This is a genomic window from Ancylobacter koreensis (assembly GCF_023016525.1).
Taxonomy (GTDB): Bacteria; Pseudomonadota; Alphaproteobacteria; order Rhizobiales; family Xanthobacteraceae; genus Ancylobacter; species Ancylobacter koreensis.
On record NZ_JALKCG010000002.1, the window covers coordinates 272,781 to 298,149 of the forward strand.

Genomic DNA, 25,369 nt, shown 5'->3' on the forward strand with positions numbered 1-25,369 from the left:
AACATCCGGAGCCCATCGTGGCCGACACCGCGCTTCTCGTGATCGACGTGCAGAACGACTACTTTCCCGGCGGCAAGTATCCGCTCGCCGGCATGGACGCCGCCGCTGCCAAGGTCGCCGACCTCATCGCCGCCGCGCGCTGGAACCGGATCCCGGTGATCCATGTGCGTCATGAAAGCCCCAGTTCGGAGGCGGACTTCTTCGCCGAGGGCACGCCCGGCGCGGAGATCCATGGGGCGGTGGCTCCGCTCCCCGACGAGCCGGTGGTGGTGAAGCACAATGTCAACGCCTTCCTCGATACCGGCCTCGACGGGCTGCTGAAGGAGAAGGGCATCGGCTCGCTCGTGATCGTGGGCGCGATGAGCCACATGTGCGTGGACGCGGCCACCCGCGCGGCGCTGGATCTTGGCTATGGCGTGACGCTGGCGCACGACGCCACGGCGACGCGTGATCTCGCCTTCGGCGATGTCGCGGTTCCGGCGGCCAGCGTCCAGGCCGCGCTGATGGCGGCGCTGGAGTTCGCCGGCGCCACGCCGCGCACGGCCGGCGCCATCGTCACCGACTGGGCCGGCTGAGGCGTCGACGCATGGGCATGCAAAAGGGCCGCCGGCTTGCGCGCGGCGGCCCTCGCTCCCGTTTCTACGGTGGCCCCGGCGCTAGATGCGCCCGGTCAGCATCATCACGATGAGAATGATAAGAAGAACGGTCACGAGACCGCTCGGGCCGTAGCCCCAGCTCCGGCTGTAGCCCCAGCTCGGCAGGGCTCCGACAAGTATCAAGACAAGAATGATGATAAGAATGGTGGTCATTTGGCGTCTCCGTCTGCCCGGCTACAGGGGTCGCGGAGTAAACGCCGGCATGACGCGATGGTTCCATTGAACCGCCACGCTGCCGCCGCGCTTTGGTCGCGGCGTCACTGAGCGCGGTCAGCCGGCGAGTGGCGCGGTTGCGGCCTCCAGCCAGGCGCGCGTCGCCGTATCGACCAGCGGGCCGATCTCGCCCCGCACGCGCGCATGATAGGCGTCGATCCAGGCCAGTTCCCCGGGCGTGAGCAGGGCGGGCTCAATCGCCCGTCGGTCGAAGGGGGCGAGCGTCAGCGTCTCGAAGGCGAGCAGCGTCTTCTCCGCGCCCGCGACGGCCGGCCCGTCGGCGACGATCTCCAGATTTTCCAGCCGGATGCCATAGGCGCCGGTCTTGTAGTAGCCGGGCTCGTTGGAGAGCACCATGCCGCGCGCCAGCGGCACCGTGCCGAGCTTGGAGATGCGCGCCGGTCCTTCATGCACCGAGAGATAGGCGCCGACGCCGTGGCCGGTGCCGTGGTCGAAATCGAGCCCCGCCGCCCACAGGTGCTGGCGGGCGAAGCTGTCGAGCTGCGAGCCGGCGGTGCCGAGCGGGAATACCGCGCGGGCGATGCCGATATGGCCCTTGAGCACGCGGGTGAAGCGGTCGCGCATCTCGGGGCTGGCGGTGCCGACGACGAGGGTGCGCGTCACGTCCGTTGTGCCGTCCTCGTACTGCGCGCCGGAATCGATGAGGAACAGTTCGTCCATGCCGACGCGCCGGTTGGTCGCCTCGCTGACGCGGTAATGCACGATGGCCCCGTTCGGCCCCGCGCCGGAGATGCTGGGGAAGGACACGTCCTTCAGTGCGCCGGTTTCGCGGCGGAAGGTTTCCAGCGCCGCCACCACATCGATCTCGGTAAGCACGCCCTTCGGCGCCTCGGCGTCGAACCAGGCGAGGAAGCGGGCGAGCGCGGCGCCGTCGCGCAGATGGGCGGCGCGCATGCCGGCGAGCTCGGCGGCGTTCTTCGCCGCCTGCATCAGCGCCACCGGGCTGGGGCCGGCGGACACCTTGCCGCCCGCCGCCTCGATGCGCGCGGCGAGAAGCGAGGGCGCGGTCGCCTGATCGAGCCGGATCGTGGCGCCGCCGCCGGCGGCCATCTCCACCGCCCGCTCCAGCAGCACCGGCTCGGCGATCTCGGCGACCTGCGCCAGCGAATCGCGGGCGGCGTTGGAGAGCTTGCGCCCGTCGACGAACAGCGTCGGGCGGCCCTCCCTCGGCACGATGGCCCAGGAGAGGGGCAGCGGCGTGAAGGCGACGTCGCCGCCGCGGATGTTGAAGGTCCAGGCCACCGAATGGGGATCGGAGATCACCAGCGCGTCGAGCTTCTGCTCGGCCAGCGCCGCCTTGATGCGCGCGATCTTGTCGGGCGCCGCCTCGCCGGCCAGCGCGGGATCGCGCAGCGTGACCGGGGCGAGCGGTGGGGCGGGACGGTCCAGCCACACCGCATCGACCGGGTTGCCGTCGACCGCGACCAGCGAGCCGCCGGCAGCGGCGACGGCGCGGCGCAGCTTGGCTTCGCCTTCCACCGTGATCAGCCAGGGATCGAAGCCGAAATGCGCGCCGGCCGGCAGGTGCTTCTCCAGCCAGCGCTCCGGCGTGGTCTCGGCGAGCGGCACGACCTCGAAGGAGGCGGTGTCGACCTGCGCCGCCGCCTGCAGCGTGTAGCGCCCGTCGACCACGATGGCGGCTTCCTCGCGCAGCACCAGCGCCACGCCGGCCGAGCCGGAGAAGCCGGTGAGCCAGGCGAGGCGCTCGTCGCAGGGCGGCACATATTCGTTCTGGTGCGCGTCCGCGCGCGGCACGATGAAGCCGTCCAGCCCGCGCCGCTCCAGCTCCGCGCGCAGCAGCTTGAGGCGTGCCGTGCCGAGCGCGGGCGCGGCGGCGTCGGAGAAGGTCTGGAACTTGGCTTCGAACATGGAAGGCACCTGAGCACGTCTGTCGGGGCGGAAAGGCCGCGATCAGAACATGCCCGGTGCCGTCAGGCCAGAGCGTTTCGCCATCCGGCGGCGCCGGTCCCAGTTGGTGGGCCGGCGTCGCCCGCGTCAGCGCGCAGCGGTCGCGGCGGCGATGGAGTCGGAGACGATCTCCAGCCCGAGGTCTATCTCGGCCTCCGACACGGTGAGCGCCGGGGCGATGCGGAACACGCCGCCCATGCCGGGCAGCTTGACGATGTTCATGCTGAGGCCGCGCGTCATCGCCTCCTCCATGACGCGGGCGCCGAGCTCGAAGCCGGGCTCCTTCGTGTTGCGGTCGAGCACGATCTCCAGCCCGAGCAGGAGGCCGCGCCCGCGCACGTCGCCGACGCATTCGTAGCGCTGCTGCAGGGAGAGCAGGCCGTCCTTCAGCCGCTGCCCGCGTGCGATCGCCTGATCCACCAGCCCGTCGCGCTCCACCACGTCGAGCACGGTGACGCCGACGGCGGCCGGCAGCGGGTCGGAAACATGGGTGGTGTAGAACAGATAGCCCTTCTCATGCGCCTTCTCCTCGATCGCCGTGGTGGTCATCACGGCGGCGAGCGGCAGGCCGGCGCCCAGCGTCTTGGAGAGCGTCATGATGTCGGGCGTCACGCCGTCGCGCTGGAAGGCGAACATGTGGCCGGTGCGCCCGATCCCGGTCTGCGCCTCGTCGAGGATGAGCAGCATGCCGCGCTCCTCGCACTTCTGCTTCAGGGCCTTCAGGTAGCCGGGCGGCAGTTCGAGGATGCCGCCGCTCGACAGGATCGGCTCGGCGATGAAGGCGGCGAGGCTGCCGGTGGACTGGCGGTCGATCAGCTCGAAAGCGTCGTTCAGTTCGGCTTGCCAGTCGTTCGAGCCGTCCGGGCGGGTGAAGCGCGGGCGGTAGGAATTCGGGGCGGGGATGACGAAGGAGCCCGCCGCCACCGGCCCGTAGCCCCGGCGCCCGGCGCTGTAGGTGGCCGCGGCCGCCGCCCCGGTCATGCCGTGCCAGCTCTGCGCGAAGGCAACGACCTCGTGCCCGCCGGTGACGAGCTTGGCCATGCGGATGGCGGCCTCGTTGGATTCCGCGCCGGTGGAGAGAAGCTGCACGCGGTCGAGCCCCGGCGCCAGCGCGGCGAGGCGCGAGGCGAGTTCGACCACCGGGCGCGAGAGCATGCCGGAGAACAGATGCGCGACGCGGCCCATCTGGCGGTCGACCGTCTCCACGATGTCGGGGTGGGTGTGGCCCAGCACCGCGCTCATCTGTCCGGAGGTGAAGTCGAGTATGCCGCGCCCGTCCGCGTCGTAGACGAAGCTGCCCTCGGCCTTTTCGACGATGATGGATTCGAAGCTCGGCCCATAGCGGGTGAGGTGCTTGTTGGCGGCAGCCCAGAACTCGGCATCGGCGTTCAACGACATGGGATCACCCTGAAAGGACCTGCGGTGAAAATGGCCTGCATGAAGTGCTAGCGGTGCTTGCGGCTTCGGGCAAACTGATATTCTTTCATTCGGATATCGACATAATTGATGCCCTCGGTAGTGCCCGTGCCGGATCTCGACCTCGCCTTGCTTCGCAGCTTCGCCGTGGTGGCGCGCACCGGCTCGATCAGCGGCGCCTGCCTGCAGATCGGCCGCACGCAATCGGCGCTCAGCATGCAGATGCACCGGCTGGAAAGCCAGATCGGCCAGCCGCTGCTGCACCGCAGCGGCTCGGGCGTGCGGCTCACCACGGCGGGCGAGAAGCTGCTGGTGCATGCCGAGGCGCTGCTCGCCCGCCATGACGAGATCCTCGCCGACATGGGCGGCACGGGTTTGCGCGGCTCGGTGAGCTTCGGCTGCCCGGAGGACTATTCGGCCGCCTTCCTGCCCGAGCTTCTGCGCGGCTTCTGCGCGCGCCATGCCGATGTCGAACTGCGCATGGTGTGCGCCCCGACGCTGGAGCTGCGCCCGCTGCTGCACCGCCGGCAGATCGAGATGGCGCTGGTCTCGCTGCCCGACGCGGCGGGACGCGAGGCGATCCGGCAGGAGGATTTCGTCTGGGTGGCCAATGAGCCCGAGCCGGCGGTGCTCCAGCAGGCGAGCCTGCCGCTGGCGCTTTCCGCGCCGCTGACGCTCGACTATCGCGCGGCCTGCGCGGCGATGGAGGCGGTGGGGCGTCGCTACCGGGTGGCCTTCGCCAGCAACAGCCTCGCCGGGCTTATCGCCATCGCCCGCTCCGGCCACGCCATCAGCGTGCTGACCCGCATGGCGGTGCCGCCGGACCTTCATGTCGTCACCGCCGGCCTGCCGCCGCTGCCGACCATCGGCATCGCGCTGGAATTCGCCGATCCGCGCCCCTCGCTCGCCGCCCGGGCCTTTGGCGAGCATATCGGCGCCGTGCTGCCGACCCTTCACTATGGTGCGAGGTGAAGACGCGGCCCGTCTGGCTGGTGGACCGGCACCGACAATTGCTTCAGCATTGGCGCGGTTGCGGATTGACGTCGGTTGCAGCGGACACATGGGAGGGGCCATGAACGTCGCGGTGCGTCCACTTCTGCGCGCCGTCGGCCTCGTCGTCGCGAGCCTCGCGATCGCCGTGCTGGCGACGTTGGCTTCCGTTCGCGCCCAGGCGGCCGAGCCGCGCATGACGCTGCGCGTCGGCACCTTCGCGGACAACCGGCCGTGGGAGTTCCACGAGAACGGTCGCCTCTCCGGCTTCGACGTGGATCTCGCGAAGGCGCTCGCCGCGCGGCTCGACGCCGATGTGAACTTCGTCGAGATGCCCTTCGCGCAGCTCTTCGCGGCGCTGGCGGAAGGGCGCATCGACGCGGCGATCTGCTCGATCACCATCACGCCCGAGCGGCGGCGGCAGTTCGATTTCACCCAGCCCTACTACCAGACCTCGCAGGGCGTGGCGGCGATGAAGCATTCGCGGCTTCGCGCCATGGAAGACCTCGCGGGAAGGCGGGTCGGTACCGAAGCGGGTTCCAGCAATGAGCAATGGCTGGCGCAGAACCGCGCGCGCTACGGCTTCGGCCCCGTCGTGCCGTCCGAAGGGCTGGACGCGGCGGTCCGCCAGCTTCGCGCCGGGGAGATCGACGCCTATGTCGGAGACCTGCCGGCGTTGCTCTACCGGCTGCTCAAGCAGACCGACCTCGCCGTCATGATCCGCCTGCCGACCGACGACCAGTACGCCATCGCGCTGCCGCTGAATTCACCGCTGACCCCACGGGTCGACGCCGCGCTGTCCGAGCTCAAGCGCGACGGCACGCTGGCGGCGATCCACCAGCGCTGGTTCGGCATGAAGCCGGAGCCGAATTCCCCCGTCACCACGGTGCTGCCCCGTCCCTGAGCGGCACGCACAGGCGAACTAGGCCCTGCCCTCGCCAAACGGGCATGCCGATGCCATTTTGTTCTGATCTAGAATCATGCCTATTCATGCCGATGACAGCGAGCGGGCCTTTGGCCGACCGGAAGCAGACGCAAGACGATCCCTTCGACATTCCCTTCGACCTGCCGGCCGGTGAGAACCGGGCATCCGGCGGCCGGGATATGGACGACGCCTTGCCCGTGCCTGCCCCGCGCCCCGGCGGCATCGCCGCGCGCGCGGCGGCCATGGCCAATCCCGGCCGGGCGGCGGCCGGACGCGGGGTCTATCTCGACGGGCTCAACCCCGAGCAGCGCGAGGCGGTGGAAGCCACCGACGGCCCCGTTCTCGTGCTCGCGGGCGCCGGCACCGGCAAGACGCGGGTGCTGACCACCCGCATCGCCCACATCCTCTCGCTCGGCCTCGCTTGGCCCTCGCAGATCCTTGCCGTGACCTTCACCAACAAGGCTGCGCGCGAGATGAAGGAGCGCATCCACGCCATGGTCGGCGAGGAGGTGGAGGGCATGCCGTGGCTGGGCACCTTCCACTCCATCGGCGTGCGCATGCTGCGCCGGCACGCCGAGCTGGTGGGGCTCAGGTCCGGCTTCACCATTCTCGACACCGACGACCAGATAAGGCTGCTGAAGCAGCTCCTTCAGGCCGAGAACATCGACGAGAAGCGCTGGCCGGCGCGGCTGCTCGCCAATGTGATCGACGGCTGGAAAAACCGGGGGCTCGGACCCCAGCAGGTGCCGGCGGGCGAGGGCGCCTCCTTCGCCAACGGGCGCGGACAAAAGCTCTATGCCGACTATCAGGCGCGGCTGAAGGCGCTCAACGCCGTCGATTTCGGCGATCTGCTCTTGGAAGGCATCCGCCTGTTGCGCGAGAACCCGGACGTGCTGGCGGATTATCACCGGCGCTTCCGCTACATCCTCGTCGACGAGTATCAGGACACCAACGTCGCCCAGTATCTCTGGCTGCGGCTGCTGGCGCAGGGCTCGCGCAACGTCTGTTGCGTCGGCGACGACGACCAGTCGATTTATGGCTGGCGCGGCGCCGAGGTGGACAACATCCTGCGCTTCGAGACCGATTTCCCCGGCGCCAAGGTGGTGCGGCTGGAGCGCAACTACCGCTCCACCGGCCACATTCTCGGCGCCGCCGCCCATCTCATCGCCCATAATGAGGGCCGGCTCGGCAAGACGCTGTTCTCGGAAGGCGAGCGCGGCGAGAGGGTGACGGTGACGGGCGCCTGGGACAGCCAGGAGGAAGCCCGCGCCATCGGCGAGGAGATCGAGCAGCTCCAGCGGCAGGGCCATGCGCTGACGCAGGTCGCCATCCTCGTGCGCGCCTCGTTCCAGATGCGCGAATTCGAGGACCGCTTCGTCACGCTGGGCCTGAACTACCGCGTCATCGGCGGGCCGCGCTTCTATGAGCGGGCGGAAATCCGCGACGCGCTGGCCTATCTGCGCGTCATCGCCTCGCCCTCCGACGATCTCGCCTTCGAGCGCATCGTCAACGTGCCCAAGCGCGGGCTGGGCGACGCCGCGCTGCGGCAGATCCACGACCATGCCCGCGCGGCGCAGCTCCCGCTCGTCGAGGCGGCGCGCGAACTGGTAACGAGCGAGGAGCTGAAGCCGAAGGTGCGGCAGACCCTGCGCGACCTCGTCGGCTCCTTCGACCGCTGGCGCGAGCAGATGGCGACGATGCCCCATCACGAGCTTGCCGAGATCGTGCTGGATGAATCCGGCTACACCGAGATGTGGCAGAAGGACCGCTCGGCCGACGCCACCGGGCGGCTGGAGAACCTGAAGGAACTCGTGCGCTCGATGGAGCCGTTCGAGAACCTGATCGGCTTCCTCGAACACATCTCGCTGGTGATGGATGTCGACGGCGGCGCGGGCGGCGACGCGGTCAACATCATGACGCTGCATTCTGCCAAGGGGCTGGAATTCGACACCGTGTTCCTGCCCGGCTGGGAGGAGGGCGTGTTCCCCAACCAGCGCGCGCTCGACGAGCAGGGCCGCGCGGGGCTGGAGGAGGAGCGCCGCCTCGCCTATGTCGGGCTCACCCGCGCGCGGCGCCGCGCCAAGGTGTTCTTCGCCTCCAACCGGCGCATCCACGGGCTGTGGCAGTCCGCCGTGCCGAGCCGCTTCCTCGACGAATTGTCGGAGAAGGACGTGGAGGTGACCGAATCGCGCGGCGGCTCGGGCTGGGGCGGCGGGCAGTCGGGCCGCTACGGCTACGGGCCGAGCCGCTTCGACGAGGCGCAGAGCTTCGGCTCCTCCTATTCGACGCCGGGCTGGCAGCGGGCGCAGGCGCGCCAGGAGAGCGGTCGCCAAGGCGCGTTTTCCGGCGGGGGCTCTGTGGGCGGTGGCTTTGCCGACAACCGCCCCTCGCGCTTCGCGGCGAGCGAGGGCGCGCGCGGCCGGGTGATCGAGGGCGAGTTGATCGCCAAGTCGACCGGCACGCCCGCGCGCTTCGCGCTCGGCACGCGGGTGTTCCACCAGAAGTTCGGCTATGGCGAAGTGACCTCGGTGGAAGGCAACAAGCTGACCGTGCTGTTCGACAAGGCGGGCGAGAAAAAGGTCGTCGACAGCTTCGTCGAGGCCGCGTGAGGCGGGGCGCCCCGGTCCGCCGACGTCCCCGGCCGGGTAGTCGGCAGCCCTGTCTTCAGCGACCAGCGGCGCCCGTCTCAGGCCGGGAATGACACGCCTGTCAGACGTTCGGAGACCTCCCACAGTTTCGCGGCGGCTTTCCTATCCTGCGCTTGCGGCATTGCCTTCGCGGGCTTCGGCGGTCCCTTGAGCTCGTAGAACCCATCCGGCCCGTAATAGGCGCCGCCGCGAGCTTCTGGCGCGGTGGCGGCAAACAGGGTGGGCAGCGCGCCCTCGGCGGCGGACTGGCTGGCAAACGGGCGAATAAATCCGGTCAATTTGAAGAGCCAGCGGTCTGTGCCGGGTCCGTTGGCGATGAGCTCGGTCCGCGCGTAACCGGGATGGGCGGCATTGCTCATCAGGCCCCACCCGCCGGCGTCGCTCCGCCGTTGCAGCTCGAAGGCGAACATCAGCATCGCCAGCTTCGATTGGCCGTAGGCTGCCCATGGCCGGTACGAGCGCTCCCATTGCAGATCGTCGAAGTGGAGGGCGCCGCCGCGATGAGCGAGGCTGCTGAGGTTGACCACGCGGGGCGCGCGCGCCTTCGACAGGAGCGGCAATAATCGCCCGGTCAGCGCGAAGTGGCCGAGATAATTGGTGCCGAACTGAAGCTCGAAGCCGTCCGAGGTCGCCTGCCGGCTCGGCGGCGTCATAACCCCGGCATTGTTGACCAGCAGATCGAGAGACGTGCTTTCGGCAAGCAGCCGGCCGGCGAAGTCCTCGACCGAGGCGAGACTGGCGAGATCGAGCCGTTCAAAGCCGATCCTTGCCGCAGGCACGTCCGCCCTGATCCTGGAAACCGAGTCCGCCCCCTTCTCCGGATTGCGGCCGGCCAGGGTCACCTCCGCTCCGGCCCGGGCGAGAGCCAGCGCCGTCTCATAGCCGAGCCCGCCCGTTCCGGTTACGACCGCCCTGCGGCCCTGCTGCGAAGGGATATCGGAAAAGCTCCAACCCGCCATCTGTCCGCTCCAACATTCATCGTAATATATTGCACTCAGTGCAACATTGCAATCGGGGCAAATTTACGGCAGGCTGTGACGGATGAGTGAGCACCGGACGACAAACCGGCCTGAAGGGCTGCGCGAGCGAAAGCGGCGGCAGACACGCCAGCGCATTGCGGAGGCCGCGTTGCGGCTGTTCCTGGAAAAGGGATTTGACGAGACGACGCTCGACGAGATCGCGGTCGCTGCGGACATCTCCCGGCGGACCGTATTCCATTACTTTGAGTCCAAGGATGCCATCCTGCTCGCCTGGCAAAGCGGTACCGAAGAAATATTCCGCGCGTCCCTGGCCGTGGCGCCCTCCGACCGCGCGCCGATCGATGTCGTCCGGGACGCCTTGCTGACGATGGTTTCGAAATTTGAGAATCGGGAGGCCGTCGCCATCGATCGCCTGCTCCGCTCCACGGAGGCGCTGCGGGCGCGCAAGCAGGCAAGTTACGGGCGCCAGGAAGAAGAACTGTTCGCGGCCCTTGCGCAGAAATGGCCCGCACCTGAGAAGCGCGTTCGCCTTCGCGTCGTCGCCATGATGGGCATCGGCGCGATGCGGATCGCCGCCGAGGCGTGGAGCGCCGAACAGGGCGCCCGCCCGCTCGAGACCTATGTGCGGGAAGCATTCGCGGCGCTCGCCGAGCGTACACCGTGAGGGCGGTACGCCCTTTTGGGCCGTGCGCGAAGGTCTCCGCAGCCGGCGACGCGATAATCTGTGGCTGGCATCGACCTTCGAGCAGGGCCGAGCTGAATCAGGCACTGTCGCGGGGGCGCCCCCCGGGCGGCATGCCGACGTTTCCGCGCAGCCCCTCGCGCCGCTGGCCTTCCGCCGCGTCCTCGCTTAGACAGCGCGCGTCCGAATTTTCAGCCGGGGATCGCCATGCTCGAAGGATTGCCGCCGAACGGCGCCACGCATGTGATGCGCGTGGATGCGCCCGAGCATGAGGCCCGCGCCATCGCCGAGTTCCTCGGCGAGACCTTCGATCCCGCCGAAGTCGCCACCGCCGCCTTTGAGGTGGAGGACCGCGCGGAGGGCTCGGGCTGGGCGGTCGAGGTCTATTTCGGCGAGGCGCCGGACGAGGACGGCGTGCGCGAGCTGATCGCGCTGGTCTCGCCGCAGGCCGCGGCGGCGGCGGTGTTCCTGCTGCTCGACAAGAAGGACTGGGTAAGCGCCTCGCTCGAAGGGCTGGCGCCGGTCGCCATCGGGCGCTTCGTGGTGCACGGCTCGCATGATCGCGGGCGCCTCGCGCCCGGCCAGATCGGCATCGAGATCGAGGCGGCGCTCGCCTTCGGCACCGGCCATCACGGCACCACCAAGGGGTGCCTCGCGGCCATCGTGGCCTATGGCAAGCAGCGCCGGCCCGGCCGCACGCTCGACATCGGCACCGGCACGGGCGTGCTCGCCATGGCGGCGGCGCGGCTGTTCCATGCGCCGGTGCTGGCGAGCGACATCGACAAGGTGGCGGTGACGACCGCGCAGGCGAACGCGGTGGCGAACCATGCCGCGCCGCATATCCGCTTCCTGCACGCGCCGGGGCTGGGGGCGGGGGAGTTCGTCCGGCAGGGCCCCTACGACCTGATCCTCGCCAACATATTGCTGCCGCCGCTCAAGGCGATCGCCCGGCCGCTGTCGCGGCTGCTGGCGCCCGGCGGCACGGTGGTGCTGTCCGGGCTGCTGCCCTCGCACGCCAATGCGGCGCTGGCGGCCTATCGCGCGCAGGGGCTGCGCCTCAAGCGCCGGCGCACCATCGAAGGTTGGACCACGCTGGAACTGGCCGCCGACCGCGGGCGCAACGCGACGCCCGCCGGCACGCGGTGAGACAGGTTCAGCGCGGCGTCACGCTCACAGCAGGCGGATCGGCAGGTTGATCGGCCGACCGAGCCCGTCCGGCGCGGGCAGCGCGCCATGGGCCGCCCGCATGAGCGCCAGGCGCTCCAGCACCTCGTCGGGGAACGGCGCCACGCGGCGCGTGCCGGCCTCGATGTGCTGGGCGATCTGCTCGTGGGTGGCGGCGATCCAGCCCTCACGGGCGTGGTGCAGCTCCTGGAACAGATGCATGCGCTTGTCGTCGTAATTGACGAGGCGCAGCGTCACCCGCACCTCCTGGCCCACGCGAAGCTCGCGCAGGAAGCGCTGATGAGCCTCCGTCGTGAGGAAGGAGGCGCTGCGGCTCTCGAAGCGATGGGGCCCGAGACCCACGAGGAACACCGCCTCTTCGACCGCACGGTCGAAGAGAAGGCTGTAGAAGGCTGTGTTCAGCCGCCCGTTGTGATCGGCCCAGCCCGGTTCGACCGTCATCACGGACGAAACGAAGGGCGCGAAAAACACGGGTTCGAAATCGATCCCGTCCAGCATGACACCATTCCCGACCGTGGAGCGCATCTAGCGCGCTGCCTTATTGACAAGCATTGTGCCGACTTTCAGTGCAGTCGTCACCTGTTCTGATGGCTATTGGATGGCCGAAATTTCGCGATCCGAGGGTTTCGTCGTGCTTTTTACGCGGCCCCGCCCGCCGGTCGGGCTCGCGGCCCCGGTTGTTTAGGTATATGCCGTCCCCGCCGACTGGCGGGCAGGTACGGTGAAGAGGAGAGCGCCTTGGGAGAACTGGCTCGGGAGATATCCGCCACGGCGACGACGCGTGAGGCGGCAGGGACGGCCGTGGCTTCCGTCATCGCCGAGCTTTCCGCCGTCTTCGGCGACCGGCTGACGGCCGGCCGGGCGATCCGCGAGCAGCACGCCAACACCATCACCTGGCTCGACAACGAGGCGCCCGACGCGGTGGTGTTCGTCGAGAGCACGGAGGAGGTGCAGGCGGTGGTGCGTGCCTGCGCCCGCGAAGGCGTGCCCGTCATCGCCTTCGGCACCGGCACCTCGCTCGAAGGCCAAATCAACGCGCCGCGCGGGGGCATCTCCATCGACCTGTCGCGGATGAACCGCGTGCTCTCGGTGCACCCGGAGGACCTCGACTGCGTGGTCGAGCCGGGCGTTACCCGCAAGCAGCTCAACGAGCATCTGCGCGACGCCGGCCTGTTCTTCCCCATCGACCCCGGCGCGGACGCCTCGCTCGGCGGCATGGCCTCCACCCGCGCCTCCGGCACCAATGCGGTGCGCTACGGCACGATGAAGGAGAACGTGATCGCGCTGACGGCGGTGCTCGCCAATGGCGAGGTCATCACCACCGCGCGCCGGGCGAAGAAGTCGTCCGCCGGTTACGACCTCACGCGCCTCTTCGTCGGCGCCGAGGGCACGCTCGGCATCATCACCAGCCTGACGCTGCGCCTATCCGGCATACCGGAGGCGATCTCCGGCGGCGTCTGCGGCTTCCCGACGGTGCGCGCGGCCTGCGACGCGGTGATCCTCACCATCCAGTCCGGCCTGCCGGTGGCGCGCATCGAACTGCTGGACGAGGTGCAGGTGCGGGCCTGCAACGCCTATTCCAAGCTCGACCTCGCCGAGCAGCCCACGCTCTTCGTGGAGTTCCACGGCACACCGGCGAGCGTGCACGAGCAGGCCGAGCGCTTCGGCGAGATCGCGGCGGAATATGGTGGCGGCGATTTCAAATGGGCGACGCGCCCGGAGGATCGCACCAGGCTCTGGCAGGCGCGGCACGATGCCTACTGGGCCTGCCTGCCGCTCAAGCCCGGCGCCAAGGCGCTGGCGACCGATGTGTGCGTGCCGCTCTCGCGCCTTGCCGACTGCGTGGACGAGACCAAGCGCGACATCGAGGAGATGGGCATGCTGGCGCCCATCGTCGGCCATATCGGCGACGGCAATTTCCACACGGTCACGCTGGTCGACATGAGCGATCCGCAGGACGTCGCCAAGGCCGGGGACTTCATCTCGCGCATGGTCAAGCGCTCGCTCGCCATGGGGGGCACCGCCACGGGCGAGCACGGCGTCGGGCAGGGCAAGCGCAAATATATGGAGGCCGAGCACGGCGCGGCGACGCTCGATGCGATGCGCGCGGTCAAGCAGGCGCTCGATCCGCAGAACATCATGAATCCCGGCAAGATCCTGCCCTGACGGGCGATCCGGCACCGGGAGCCGGCGCCGGGCACGGGGTGCTGCGGCCTGCCGGCCCCGGCGGGTTCAATTGGCGCTTTGCGGGCGGCGCGGAGAATGCAAAAAATATCAACAATCTAGCCTAGAGTGGTGCAGCGCCCCGATTTCCGGGACGGGGTGCGCGGGAGACCAACCGGAGGGATAGCGTGCAGAACCTGCTGCTGACGATCGCGAGCGCCGTCATTCTGGCCGTGGTGGCCGCCTTCGCCGCACCCTTCGTCGTGGACTGGACGCAGTGGCGCTCGGTGTTCGAGGCGCAGGCCGCCCGCACCATCGGTGCGCCCGTGCTCATACGCGGTCCCATCGACGCCTCCATCCTGCCGACCCCTCGCATCGTGCTGCGCGACGTCTCCATCGGCGTCGACGGCGGCGGCACAGGCCTCACCGTGGCGGAGCTTTCCGGCCGCCTCTCGCTCGGCGGGCTGCTGCGCGGCGAGGTGGTGGCCGAGCATCTCACGCTGCTGCGCCCGCGCGCGCGGCTGGTGGTCGACGCCACCGGCAAGGTCGCGCTGCCCACCGGCGCCGTGCGCCCGCGCGGCTTCAGCGTCGCCGAGCTCTCGGTGGTCGACGGCTCGGCCGAGCTTATCGACCGCGCCAATGGCCGCGCGCTGAAGCTCGATGACATGGACCTCGCCGGCGACATCGGCGGCGCCGCCGGTCCCATGCGGCTGGAGGGCGAGGTCGAGACGGGCGGCGTGCGCCGCAGGCTGCGCCTGTCGCTCGCCGGCTTCGCCGCCGACGGCACCGCCAAGGGGCGCCTCGGCGTGCAGAATGTCGGTTCGCCCTTCAGCCTCGACGCCGACGGCGTGTTCAGCCTTGCGGGTGGCAAGCCGGCGTTCCGGGGACGGGCCGCGCTCGCCCAGACCAACGCTCCCGCCGGCGCGCCGCGCGGCGCGGACGGCCAGCCCGCGACCGGGTCCCCGGACGTGCTGAAGGGCTGGAACCTCTCCGGCACGGTGGAGGCCAGCGCGCAGCAGGTCACCGCCAGCGAGCTTGCGCTCACGCTGGAGGGCGCCCAGCGCCCAGTCGAGCTCTCCGGCACGGCCCGCCTGTCGGGCGGCACGCAGAACCAGCCGGAATCGCGCCTCGAACTCAAGCTTGCCGCGCGGCAGGTCGACCTCAACGCCATGACAGGTGGCGCGGCGCCGCTCGCCGCTTTCGATGCGCTCGCCCGCACCATCGCGCCGCTGGCGGGTGTCGCCGCAAACGGCACGCTCGACCTGTCGAGCGACACGGTGCTGCTCTCCGGCGCGCCGCTGCGCGAGGTAAAAGCCGGGCTCGACTGGTCGGCGGCCGGCTGGCGCGCCCGCGATCTGCAGGCCCGTCTTCCCGGCGGCACCCGGGCGCAGCTTTCCGGCAGCCTGCCGAGCGTAACGGCGGCGACCGGCGACCCCGCCCGCGCCCTGTTCGGCGGCACCGTGCTGCTGGAGGCGCAGGACCTTCCCGCCTTTGCCGCCTGGGCGGCACCGGAGGCGCGCGGCCTGCTCGCCGGCCTTCCGGCGGGTGGGGCGCGGCTCGCCGCCGACATCAATGTCGCGGCGGGGCGCATCGCCCTCGACAAGCTGGACGTCGTCGCCGGCGATGGCCGCTTCTCCGGCACCGCCGCGTATACGCTGCCCGCGCCCGGCGCACGCGGGCGCATCGACGCCGTGCTGTCGAGCACCGATATCGACCTCGACGCGCTGCTGCTGACCGCCCGCCGCCTCGTCGGCTTCGGGCTGGAGCGTACCGATCTCGCGCTCAGCCTGTCCGGCCGGCAGGTGAAGCTCGCCGGCCTCGACGCGGCGGGCATCGACCTCATCCTCAAGGGCGGGGCCGACGGCCTCGGCATCGAGCGGCTTGCCATCGAGGATTTCGCCGGCCTCACCCTCGCCGGCTCGGGGCGGCTCGCGGCCTTCGGCGAGGCGCAGGCAACCGGCGGGGTCGCCGATGGGCGTTTCGAGGCCAAGCTCACCGGGCCGCGCGTCGACGCCCTGCCGGCGCTGGCGCGAGCCTTCGGCCTGACGCAGGCCGACGCCGTGCTGTCGCGCGCCGGCGCCGCGCTGGCGCCGGTCGATCTGCGCGTCGTCGTCGAGCAGAAGGCCGGACGCACGAGCGTCGACGCCAGCGGCCGGCTCGGCGTGCTGTCCGGTTCCGGCCGCGTCGGCTTCGGCGCCGACCGCCCGCTCGACGGGCGCGCACAGCTTGACGCCAGCGACGGCAGCGCCGTGCTGGCGCGGTTCGGCGTGCCGGGGCTGCGTCCCTCTCTCGGGGCGGGCCGGCTGAACGTGGAGTTCGGCGAGAGGCTCGACGCCCGCCTCACGCTGGCCGGCGCCAGCCTCACGGCGCGCGGCACGCTCGGCAGCGACGGCGAGGGCCGCGTGCAGCCCGACCTTTCCATCGTGCTGGACGGGGCGGATCTGGCCGCCCTTTTGCCCGGCATCGCCGCCAGCGGCGCGCGCAGCGTGCCCGCCGCCTTCAAGGGCGCGCTCGGCCGCGAAGGCGAGACCTGGTGGCTGCGCGGACTTGCCGGCTCCATCGCCGGGCAGAAGCTCGACGGCGCGCTCGCCTATGTGCCGGGCCAGTCTGTGGAGCTGGAGATCAACACGCCCGACTGGAGCGCCGCGCGCGCGCTGGGGCTGGTGGCCGGCGCTGCCGCCGGAAGCGGCGAGGGCTGGCCCAAGGGGCGCTTCGGGCCGCCCGCGCTCGGCGGGCTGGCGCTCAACGCCAGGCTCGGCATCGGCAGGCTCGATCTGCTCGGCGGCCTCTCGCTCGGCGCCGCAAAGGTGCAGGCGCGGCTTTCCGGCGGGCGGCTGTCGGTCGAGGAGTTCTCCGGCGCCTTCGCCGGCGGCACGCTGTCGGGCCGTTTCAATCTCGGACGCGAGGGCGAGACGGCGCAGTTCGACGGGCGGCTGACGATGGCCGGGGCCGATGGAACGGCCCTGCTGGCGGCAGCCGGGGTGAAGAAGCCGGGCGTGCGCGGCAAGGTCTCCGCCACGCTGGACCTGACCGGGCGGGGCAATTCGCCCTTCGCGCTGGCGAGCCAGCTTCAGGGGCAGGGCAGCTTCGCCGTAGAGGGGCTGGAGATCGATTATAACGACCCGACCGCCCTGCAATATGTGATGCTCGCCACCGATCGCGGGCTGCCGCCGGATCAGGCGCGCCTCGTGCAGATGCTCAATGCCGGCCTGTCGAAAGGCCCGCTGCGGCTCGCCCGCGCCGAGGCGTCGGTGAGCGTGGTGGACGGGGTGGCGCGCACCAGCACGGCGCGCCTCGCACAGGGCGACCAGCGCTTCGGGCTGAGCGGATTCCTGGACATTCCCGCGCTCGGCTTCGAGGCGACGCTGGAGATGCAGGATGTCGGCAATGAGGGGCTGCCGGCCGCGCCGGCCGCCGCCGTGCAGTGGCGCGGCCCGCTCGCCGCGCCGGAGCGGCGTTTCGACATCACCGCGCTGACCACGGCGATCAACATGCGCGCACTCGACCGAGAGACCAAGCGGCTGGAGGCCGAATACGGCCGCACGCCGCTGACCAATGGCGGCCAGACCACCGACGCGCCCGCCCGTCCGCCCATGCCGCAATACGCCCCGCAGGCGGTGCCCCGCCTTCCGCCGCAACAGCCTGCCCCGCAGCAGGCCGCGCCCCGTCAGGCGCCGGCCACGCCGCCGCGCGCGGCCGCGCCGCAATCCTATTACGGGCAATATGCGCCGCCGCAGGCCGTTCCGCCCGCTTCCTCGTCCGGCGCTCTCGCTCCCGGAAGCCTCGCGCCCGGCAGTGCCGCGCCGCCGCTGGCGCCGCCGGTCGACATTCCGGCCGATCCGCTGCGCAGCCCGATCATGGCGCCGCCGCTGGCGCCGTGAGCGCCGCTCAGGCCGTCACGAATTCGTCGGCGGCATAGCCCTGCAGATAGAGCAGCGCGGTGAGGTCGCCATGGTCGATGCGCACTTGCGCAGCGGCCGCGACTGCCGGCTTGGCGTGGTAGGCGACGCCGAGCCCCGCCTCGCCGATCATGGCGAGGTCGTTGGCGCCGTCGCCGACCGCCAGCGTGTCGGCATGGCCGAGGCCGAGCTCGGTGCGCAGCTCGACGAGCGAGGCGAGCTTGGCCTCGCGGCCGAGGATCGGCTCCTCAACGAGGCCGGCGAAGCTCTCGCCATCCGCCACCAGCACGTTGGCACGATGGGCATCGAAGCCGATGAGCGCGGCGACGCGCTCGGTGAACAGGGTGAAGCCGCCGGAGACCAGCAGCGTATGCGCGCCGTTCGCCCGCATGGTGCGCACCAGTTCGGTGCCGCCCGGCGTCAGGCGGATGCGCTCGGCGATCACCTCGTCGACGACCGCGAGCGGCAGGCCCTTGAGCAGTGCGACGCGTTCGCGCAGCGCCGGCTCGAAGGCGATCTCGCCGCGCATGGCGCGCTCGGTGATGGCCGCGACATGCGCCTTCATACCGGCATAATCGGCCAGTTCGTCGATGCATTCCTGCCCGATCATGGTGGAATCCATGTCGGCGAGGAACAGTTTCCTGCGCCGTCCTTGCGCCGGCAGCAGGGCCACGTCGACGGGGGCGTCGCCCAATGCTGCCCGCACTGCCGCGATATCGCCGTCGCCCGAAAACGGGATCTCGGCGGCGATGCCGGGGGCGAGCGTGCGCGCCGCGCCGGGGGCCGGCAGCGCCGCGCGGGCGGCCGCGATCGCGGCGGCATCGACCGCCGGGGCGGCCGGATTGGAGATGAGGACGGCGACGCTGGGGAATGTATCGGTCATCGGGGCATGCTGGGGAGAGACTGAGGGGAAACGCTTGCCGCCGGGCCGGAGGCGGGCAACAAGGCGGAACGGGCGCGGAATCTGGAGGCGGGCGTGACGGAGAAGGGGCGGCGCCCGCGCGCGGTGCTTATCGCAGGACCGACCGCGAGCGGCAAGTCGGCGCTGGCGCTGGAACTCGCCGAGCGCAGCGGCGGCGTGGTGATCAACGCCGACTCCATGCAGGTCTATGCCGATCTGCGCGTGCTGTCCGCCCGTCCGACCCCGGCAGAGGAGGCCCGCGCGCCGCACCGGCTCTACGGCCATGTCGACGGCGGCGAGGAGTATTCCGTCGCCCATTGGCTGGAGGATGCCCGCCGCGCGCTGGCCGAGGTGGAGGCGCAGGGGCGGCTGCCGATCTTCATCGGCGGCACGGGGCTTTACTTCAAGGCGCTGACGCAGGGCCTCTCGCCCATGCCGGCGATTCCGGCCGAGGTGCGGGCGCGGGTGCGCGCGCTGAGCGAGGACGCGCCCGCGCTGCACGCCCGGCTCGCCGCCCTCGATCCCGAGACCGCCGCGCGGCTGCGCCCTTCCGACACGCAGCGGCTGATGCGGGCTCTGGAAGTGTTCGAGGCGACCGGCCGCCCGCTGGCGCGCTGGCAGGCAGAACGTGCCGGGCCGCCGGTGCTGCCGGGCGAGGAGGCCGTGCGGCTGTTCCTCGCCACGGACCGAACGCGGCTGCGCCAGCGCATCGCCGAGCGTTTTCACGCGATGATGGATCAGGGTGCGCTGGAGGAGGCGCGGGCGCTGCTGGCGCGCGGCCTGCCGGCCGACCGCACCATCCTGAAGGCGCACGGCGTGCCGTGGTTCGCCCGCTATCTCGCGGGCGAGATCACCCGCGAGGAGGCTATCGAGGGGGGCATTCTCGACACCCGCCGCTACGCCAAGCGGCAGGACACCTGGTTTCGCCACCAGCTCGAAGGCTGGAGCGCGGTGCCCGCGGCCGAAGCCGCCGCCTGGCTGCGCGCCGCCCTCGGCTGAGGCTCACAGGCCGAGGTCGGACAGGCCGGGATGGTCGGCCGGGCGCGGGCCGGAGCGGTCCCAGAAGAACTTGCGCTCGCTCTCGCGGATCGGCAGGTCGTTGATGCAGGCGAAGCGGCGCTGCATCAGGCCGCTGGCGGCGAATTCCCAGTTCTCGTTGCCGTAGGAGCGGAACCAGTTGCCGGAATCGTCGTGCCATTCATAGGCGAAGCGCACGGCGATGCGCTCCTCGGTGAAGGCCCAGAGTTCCTTGATCAGCCGGTAGTCCAGCTCCTTCGCCCATTTGCGGGTGAGGAAGGCGACAATCTCGGCGCGGCCGGTGACGAATTCGGCGCGGTTCCGCCACTGGCTGTCGGGCGTGTAGACCAGCGAAACGCGGGTGGGGTCGCAGGAATTCCAGCCGTCCTCGGCGCCGCGCACCTTCCGGGTGGCGGTCTCGCGGGTGAAGGGCGGCAGGGGCGGGCGGGTTTCGTCGCTCATCGCGGGGCTCCGGGCGTGGCGGATGGTGGATCGGGCTGGTCGGCGCGCGGTCAGGCCCTCGCCTGCCGCCGCACCGGCAACGGACGCCACCGTAGCGCCAGCGTGCTGGCGAGGCTTGCGACAAGGCCCGCCGCGAAGACCCACCAGGCCGGGCGGATCGAATAGGCGAAGTCGAGATTGGCGGCGAGCACGCGCGCCGGGTCGATGCCCGTGGCGGCGAGATACCAGCCGGCCTCGATCAGGGCGGTGGCCAGCCCGCTGAAGGCGGCGAGGGCGAGGAGGTTGAGAAAGCCCGTGCCGCGCCCGTAGCGCTGCATCACCCGCCAGCCCATGAGCCAGACGAACAGGCCGGCCATCAGCGTCGGCTCGGTGACGTCGAGCTTCTGCTGCATGAAGAAATGCAGGATGCCGAGCGCGGTGGCGGGATAGATGAGCGCATGCAGCCGGCCCCAGCGCACCCCACCCAACCAGCGCAGCGCGCCGTCCCACGAGGTCGCCGCCAGCGCGGCGAAGGCGAGCAGGGCGATGAAGCCGATGGTGAGGTAGATGCGCAGCACGATCTCGCGCGCCGCCATGCCGAGATCGCCGATGTCGACGAGATAGGCGGTGAAATGGATCGCCAGCAGCAGGGCGGCCCCGAGGCCCAGGGTGCGGCGTGCGCTCAGCAGCTTCGGCCAGTTTAACAGCCGCCGGGCCGGCGTCACCGCGAGGGTGAGCAGCAGCAGGCGTATTGTCCAGTCGCCGATGAAGCGGATCACCTCGACGAGCGGACGGGCGCCGAGCGCCGGCTCACCGGGGCCGGCACCCAATCCACCGCCTCCCAATCCACCGCCTCCAAGGCCGGGAGCGCCGAGGCCGCTACCCCCCAGCCCGCCACCGGGGCCGGGACCGAGGCCTGCCGCGCCGAACGGGTCGGCCGGCGCGAAGCCGCCGGAAAGCGCGCGCACGGCGAGCAGGATGAGCGGCAGCAGCACGACGAGCAGCGCTCCGATCTTCTCGGGGCTCAGCTTGCCGGAATTCTCGCGCAGGAAGGGCATGGGCGGTCCATCTTCAGGGAACTCACCCGGCTATACGGCGTCAGCAGCGGCAATATTTCAACGCCGCCCGCACGATGGCGTGAGGGCGTGCGATTGCGCAAGGCGGCGCGCCGCCCTCATTCCTCGAAGATGCGCGTCACATGGCCCATCTTGCGGCCGGGGCGCGCTTCCGCCTTGCCGTAGAGGTGGAGATGCGCGCCGGGCTCTTCCAGCACGGCGAGCCAGTCGTCGGCCTCGTCGCCGATGAGGTTGGTCATCTCCACCCGGCCGAGCCGCTCCACCGCGCCGAGCGGCCAGCCGGCGATGGCGCGCACGTGCTGTTCGAACTGGCTGGTGACGGCGCCGTCCAGCGTCCAGTGCCCGGAGTTGTGCACGCGCGGGGCGATCTCGTTGACGATAACGCCCTGCGCGCCGTCGACCACCACGAGGAACAGCTCCACCGCGAAGACGCCGACATAGCCGAGCGCCTCGCCGAGCCGCCGGGCGATCTCGCGCGAGACCGCCTCCACCGCCGGCGACACGTCGGCCGGCACCGTCGAGCGGAAGAGGATGTGATGGCGGTGCTCGTTCTCCGTAACCTCATAGGCATTGAAGCGTCCGTCCTCGGTGCGGGCGGCGACCACCGAGACCTCGCGCTCGAAGGGCACGAAGCCTTCCAGAATGGCGGGGTGGTGGCCGATGGCGGCAAAGGCGGCGGCGGGGTCGTCGCCCTCGCGGATGATCGTCTGGCCCTTGCCGTCATAGCCGAAGCGGCGGGTCTTCAGCACCGCCGGCCGGCCGATGGCAGCGAGGGCTTCCTCCAGCTCCTCGACGCTGTTGACCGGCGCGAAGGGGGCGGTTTCGATGCCGAGGCGGGAGACGAAATTCTTTTCTTCCAACCGGTCCTGCGTGATGCCGAGCGCCTTCGCGCCCGGGTGCACCGGCACATGGCCGGCGAGGAACTCGGCCGTGTAGACCGGCACGTTCTCGAATTCGTAGGTGACGACGTCGACGGACTTGGCGAAGCGCTCCAGCGCGCCGAGGTCGTCATAGGCGGCGCGGGTGACGGCATCGGCCACCTGGAAGGCGGGGCTGCCTTCCTCGGGCGCGTAGATGTGCGCCTTCAGCCCGAGCGGGGCGGCGGCGAGAGCGATCATGCGGGCGAGCTGCCCGCCGCCGAGAATGCCGATGGTATCGCCCGGCTTGAGGGTCCTGGGGGTGCTCATTCCGGGCGCTCCGTCACCGCGGCGGTGCGGGCGGCGCGCCAGGCGTCGAGCCGCTCCGCCAGCGCCGGGTCGGAAAGCGCCAGCACGGCGGCGGCGAGCAGTCCCGCATTGGTGGCGCCGGCCTTGCCGATGGCGAGCGTGCCGACCGGGATGCCGGCGGGCATCTGGACGATGGAATAGAGGCTGTCGAGGCCGGACAGCGCCTTCGATTCCACCGGCACGCCGAACACCGGCAGGCTGGTAAGCGAGGCGACCATGCCGGGCAGATGGGCGGCGCCGCCGGCCCCGGCGATGATCGCCCTGTAGCCGGCCGCCTTCGCGCCTTTGGCGAAGGTGAACATGCGCTCGGGCGTGCGATGGGCGGAGACGATCAGGCAGTCGTGACCGACGCCCAGCGCCTCCAGCATCTCGCTGGCATGGCGCATGGTCTCCCAGTCCGACTGGCTGCCCATGATGATGGCGACGGGCCGCGCGCCGGCCGTGCTCTGGTCGCTCATTCTGTCTGCTCGCACCCCTCAGAGAAAGGCGCGGATTATAGGAATCGCGGCCCCGACGGCAAGGGCGGAACGCGGCTCACTGCACCCGCCCGCGCGCCGCGCCCTCGGGGCGCTTCGTCGCAGGCCTGCGCGACCGGCCCGGCGGGCCAACATGCTTAACATGACCTTTACCGTGACGGGGCAATGTGCGCGAAACGGGCTGCCGAAATCGGAACTTTGCCGTCTTCGTGAGTTGAACGGGAGAGGGTCGGCGGTGAAGGTGGGGCGTCGCGCGGGCGTCCACCGGCCCCGGCAGGCAATATAACAGGCGGAGAGAGCGATGTCGGGTCGCGGCGAAATGGTGGGGCGTGGACGCGCGGGGCGCGTGACGGCGGCAGGCGGGCTCGCGCTCGCTCTTGCGGCCTTCGGTCTCGCGATCCCCGGCCCTGCGCCCGCGCGGGCGCAGGAAATGTCCGGAACCGCCATCGCGCTCGACCGTGCCGGCAACGGCACCGGCGACGGCCATTCCGGGGCGTCGCAGATCTATGGCGGCGGGCAGGGCGCTTCGCCGCTGCCGGTGGTCGCCGCCGACAGCCAGCCCTTCGACATGACCGGCGCGCGCACGCCGAGCCCGGCCCGCAGCGCCGCGCTGGCGCTCTATGCCTCGCCGACCGATGCCGTGACCCCCTCCGAGCCCTCCATCGGCGCCGGCGCGCCCGGCACGGGTTCGGGCACCTCCGGCCCTGCGCCCGCGCATGAGGCGACGCCGGCCGCGAACCCGGCCCCCGTCGGCACCCCCGCCAGCGCGAGCCCGGCCCCGGCCTCCACCACGCCGCCGGCTTCCACCCCGCCGGCGGTGGCCGCGCCCAGCGCTCCGGCCGCGCCGGTCCCCGGCGCCACTGTGCCGGCCAAGCTCGCCGAACTGCTCGGCGGTCCGCTGGTGCGGCTCACGCCACGCCAGTCCGAGCAGCAGGCGCTGGTCGCCTTCTACACGGCGCGCGGCTTCCAGCCGGTCTTCACCGGCGCCGGCAAGCTCGCCCCGCTCGGCCAGATCGCGCTCGACACCTTCGCTGCCGCTGCAGTGGAAGGCCTGAACCCGGCCGATTACGCGGTGCCGGTGCTGCCCGCCGCGCCGAGCGACGCGCAGCTCGCCGAGATGGAACTGCGCCTTGCCGCCACCACGCTGCTCTATGCGCGCCACGCGCAGAGTGGACGCTTCAATCCCGCCACCATCTCCAAGGACGTCGACCCCAGCCCGACCGTGCCGGACCCGGCCGGCGTGCTGGCAAGCGTGAGCGGCCAGCCCAATCCGCGCGCCGCCTTCGCCGCCTTCGCCCCGCAATATGATGAGTACCGGCTGCTCAAGCAGCAGCTCGCCCGGCTCATGGCGGAAGGCCAGGTGGCCGGTCACGCGCCGATCCCGCCCGGTCCCCTGCTGCGTCCGGGCGAGAGCGATCCGCGCGTGCCGCTGCTGCGCGCGCGGCTCGGCATCGGCGGCGCACCGGAGGACGAGATCTATGATTCGCTGCTCGTCGAGGCGGTGCGCGACTTTCAGCGCCTGTCCGGCCAGAACGCCGACGGCATCGTCGGGCGCGCCACAATCGGCGCGCTCAACGGCTCAGGCGGTGATCAGATTCCCGAGATCATCGCCAATATGGAGCGCTGGCGCTGGGTGCCGCATGACGTGGCGCCGATCTATGTGATGGTCAACATCCCCGAGTTCATGGTCCGCGCCGTGGTCAACGAGCAGACCGTGCACGAGACCCGCGTGGTGGTCGGCAAGCCGGAGACGCCGACGCCGCTGCTGTCGGAGACCATGCAGTATGCGGTGTTCAATCCGTCCTGGAACGTGCCGCCGAGCATCATCCGCAACGAGATGCTGCCCAAGCTGATGTCGGACCCCTATGCGCTGGAGCGCCAGGGCATCGACGTGGTGCGCAACGGGCGCATCGTCGATCCCGGCTCGGTCGACTGGAGCCGCGGCGCGCAGGGCTACGCCTTCCGGCAGGAGCCGGGCGAGCGCAACGCGCTGGGCCGCATGAAGTTCATGTTCCCCAACAAGCACGCGGTCTATCTGCACGACACGCCGAGCCGCGCGCTTTTCGCCCGCGAGCGCCGCGCCTTCAGCCATGGCTGCGTGCGGGTGCACGAGCCGCTCGCCTTCGCCGAGGTGCTGTTCTCGCTTGGCCTGCCGGGCGAGGGCTGGACCCAGCCGAGGATCGGCAAGCTGATCGGCGGCAACGAGAAATCGGTGCCGCTGAAGCGCCGCTTCCCGGTGCATCTCGTCTATTTCACCACCTATGTCGACGCCGATGGCCGCCTCGTCACCCGCGAGGACCTCTACGGCATCAACGCCGCCACCAAGACGATTCTCGGCCTCGACGGCACGCGCCGCGTCGCCGATCGCGGCCCCTCGACCCTGGCCCGCTGAGACGAACGCGCGGGACGTTAGGCGAAAAGGTAATGGAGCGTGGCGTGTGAGCCACGCTCCAGAGAAGAATGCCTCCCGACCGCCCGATTGCGCGAGAATTTGACCGGCAGGCACTCTTTTGCCACAGTCACTTCTTAGCGATGGACGCCAAGAA

At 70.8% G+C, this 25,369-nt stretch carries 20 protein-coding genes; 10 read left to right on the top strand and 10 right to left on the bottom strand.

The features are described from left to right. The first annotated feature begins 17 nt into the window (after window positions 1–17). Window positions 18–575 carry a cysteine hydrolase family protein gene (locus tag MWN33_RS08370; protein WP_247200032.1) on the top strand — a complete coding sequence of 186 codons (558 nt, stop codon included), beginning with the start codon at window positions 18–20 and terminating at the stop codon, window positions 573–575. A gap of 81 nt (window positions 576–656) precedes the next feature. On the opposite strand, the gene MWN33_RS08375 is transcribed toward MWN33_RS08370, so the two are convergent. The 3 genes from MWN33_RS08375 to MWN33_RS08385 form a co-directional block, all read right to left on the bottom strand. After that, window positions 657–809: a DUF3309 domain-containing protein gene (locus MWN33_RS08375; RefSeq protein ID WP_247200033.1), complete on the bottom strand. Its 153-nt coding sequence runs from the start codon at window positions 807–809 to the stop codon at window positions 657–659. A 117-nt stretch (window positions 810–926) separates the two neighbouring features. Further along, window positions 927–2,759 carry an aminopeptidase P family protein gene (locus MWN33_RS08380; RefSeq protein WP_247200034.1) on the bottom strand — a complete coding sequence of 611 codons (1,833 nt, stop codon included), beginning with the start codon at window positions 2,757–2,759 and terminating at the stop codon, window positions 927–929. A gap of 126 nt (window positions 2,760–2,885) precedes the next feature. Continuing rightward, window positions 2,886–4,196 (bottom strand): aspartate aminotransferase family protein, encoded by a 1,311-nt coding sequence (locus MWN33_RS08385; protein WP_247200035.1) that lies wholly within the window; start codon window positions 4,194–4,196, stop codon window positions 2,886–2,888. Between the two features lie 108 nt (window positions 4,197–4,304). Here MWN33_RS08385 and MWN33_RS08390 point away from each other — a divergent pair, with 108 nt between their 5' ends. The 3 genes from MWN33_RS08390 (at window position 4,305) to MWN33_RS08400 (ending at window position 8,738) form a co-directional block, all read left to right on the top strand. Continuing rightward, window positions 4,305–5,186 carry a LysR family transcriptional regulator gene (locus tag MWN33_RS08390; protein WP_247200036.1) on the top strand — a complete coding sequence of 294 codons (882 nt, stop codon included), beginning with the start codon at window positions 4,305–4,307 and terminating at the stop codon, window positions 5,184–5,186. A gap of 100 nt (window positions 5,187–5,286) precedes the next feature. Continuing rightward, complete coding sequence (locus MWN33_RS08395) at window positions 5,287–6,108, top strand: ABC transporter substrate-binding protein (protein WP_247200037.1); 822 nt, start codon at window positions 5,287–5,289, stop codon at window positions 6,106–6,108. Between the two features lie 200 nt (window positions 6,109–6,308). Next, window positions 6,309–8,738, top strand: coding sequence for an ATP-dependent helicase (locus MWN33_RS08400; protein ID WP_425531988.1), 2,430 nt, complete (start codon window positions 6,309–6,311; stop codon window positions 8,736–8,738). 77 nt (window positions 8,739–8,815) lie between these two features. On the opposite strand, the gene MWN33_RS08405 is transcribed toward MWN33_RS08400, so the two are convergent. Beyond that, a complete protein-coding gene (locus MWN33_RS08405) occupies window positions 8,816–9,736 on the bottom strand; it encodes an SDR family oxidoreductase (RefSeq protein ID WP_247200038.1) in 921 nt (306 codons plus the stop codon). An 82-nt stretch (window positions 9,737–9,818) separates the two neighbouring features. Here MWN33_RS08405 and MWN33_RS08410 point away from each other — a divergent pair, with 82 nt between their 5' ends. Further along, complete coding sequence (locus MWN33_RS08410) at window positions 9,819–10,421, top strand: TetR family transcriptional regulator (protein ID WP_247200039.1); 603 nt, start codon at window positions 9,819–9,821, stop codon at window positions 10,419–10,421. A gap of 225 nt (window positions 10,422–10,646) precedes the next feature. Then, complete coding sequence (locus MWN33_RS08415; protein ID WP_247200040.1) at window positions 10,647–11,585, top strand: 50S ribosomal protein L11 methyltransferase; 939 nt, start codon at window positions 10,647–10,649, stop codon at window positions 11,583–11,585. A gap of 24 nt (window positions 11,586–11,609) precedes the next feature. On the opposite strand, the gene MWN33_RS08420 is transcribed toward MWN33_RS08415, so the two are convergent. Beyond that, window positions 11,610–12,122: a thioesterase family protein gene (locus MWN33_RS08420; protein WP_247200041.1), complete on the bottom strand. Its 513-nt coding sequence runs from the start codon at window positions 12,120–12,122 to the stop codon at window positions 11,610–11,612. A gap of 261 nt (window positions 12,123–12,383) precedes the next feature. Here MWN33_RS08420 and MWN33_RS08425 point away from each other — a divergent pair, with 261 nt between their 5' ends. Together MWN33_RS08425 and MWN33_RS08430 are read left to right on the top strand one after the other, a co-directional pair. Further along, window positions 12,384–13,790, top strand: coding sequence for an FAD-binding oxidoreductase (locus MWN33_RS08425; RefSeq protein WP_247200337.1), 1,407 nt, complete (start codon window positions 12,384–12,386; stop codon window positions 13,788–13,790). 185 nt (window positions 13,791–13,975) lie between these two features. Further along, window positions 13,976–17,668 carry an AsmA family protein gene (locus MWN33_RS08430; RefSeq protein ID WP_247200042.1) on the top strand — a complete coding sequence of 1,231 codons (3,693 nt, stop codon included), beginning with the start codon at window positions 13,976–13,978 and terminating at the stop codon, window positions 17,666–17,668. Between the two features lie 7 nt (window positions 17,669–17,675). On the opposite strand, the gene serB is transcribed toward MWN33_RS08430, so the two are convergent. Then, entirely contained in the window at window positions 17,676–18,569 is an 894-nt protein-coding gene (gene serB / locus MWN33_RS08435) for a phosphoserine phosphatase SerB (protein ID WP_425531977.1), read from the bottom strand. 93 nt (window positions 18,570–18,662) lie between these two features. On the opposite strand from serB, the gene miaA reads away from it, so the two are divergent. After that, complete coding sequence (gene miaA / locus MWN33_RS08440) at window positions 18,663–19,586, top strand: tRNA (adenosine(37)-N6)-dimethylallyltransferase MiaA (protein ID WP_425531978.1); 924 nt, start codon at window positions 18,663–18,665, stop codon at window positions 19,584–19,586. A 3-nt stretch (window positions 19,587–19,589) separates the two neighbouring features. Here the strand turns inward: miaA and MWN33_RS08445 are convergent, their stop codons facing one another. The 4 genes from MWN33_RS08445 to purE form a co-directional block, all read right to left on the bottom strand. After that, complete coding sequence (locus MWN33_RS08445; protein ID WP_247200043.1) at window positions 19,590–20,066, bottom strand: nuclear transport factor 2 family protein; 477 nt, start codon at window positions 20,064–20,066, stop codon at window positions 19,590–19,592. A gap of 50 nt (window positions 20,067–20,116) precedes the next feature. Then, window positions 20,117–21,103 (bottom strand): protein-methionine-sulfoxide reductase heme-binding subunit MsrQ, encoded by a 987-nt coding sequence (locus MWN33_RS08450; RefSeq protein ID WP_247200044.1) that lies wholly within the window; start codon window positions 21,101–21,103, stop codon window positions 20,117–20,119. 116 nt (window positions 21,104–21,219) lie between these two features. After that, entirely contained in the window at window positions 21,220–22,308 is a 1,089-nt protein-coding gene (locus tag MWN33_RS08455) for a 5-(carboxyamino)imidazole ribonucleotide synthase (RefSeq protein ID WP_247200045.1), read from the bottom strand. Then, complete coding sequence (purE, locus tag MWN33_RS08460; protein ID WP_247200046.1) at window positions 22,305–22,805, bottom strand: 5-(carboxyamino)imidazole ribonucleotide mutase; 501 nt, start codon at window positions 22,803–22,805, stop codon at window positions 22,305–22,307. Before purE ends, MWN33_RS08455 begins: the two co-directional genes overlap by 4 nt. A 319-nt stretch (window positions 22,806–23,124) precedes the next feature. Between purE and MWN33_RS08465 the strand changes: the two genes are divergently transcribed. Next, window positions 23,125–25,215: a L,D-transpeptidase family protein gene (locus MWN33_RS08465; protein ID WP_247200047.1), complete on the top strand. Its 2,091-nt coding sequence runs from the start codon at window positions 23,125–23,127 to the stop codon at window positions 25,213–25,215. Window positions 25,216–25,369 lie beyond the last annotated feature (154 nt).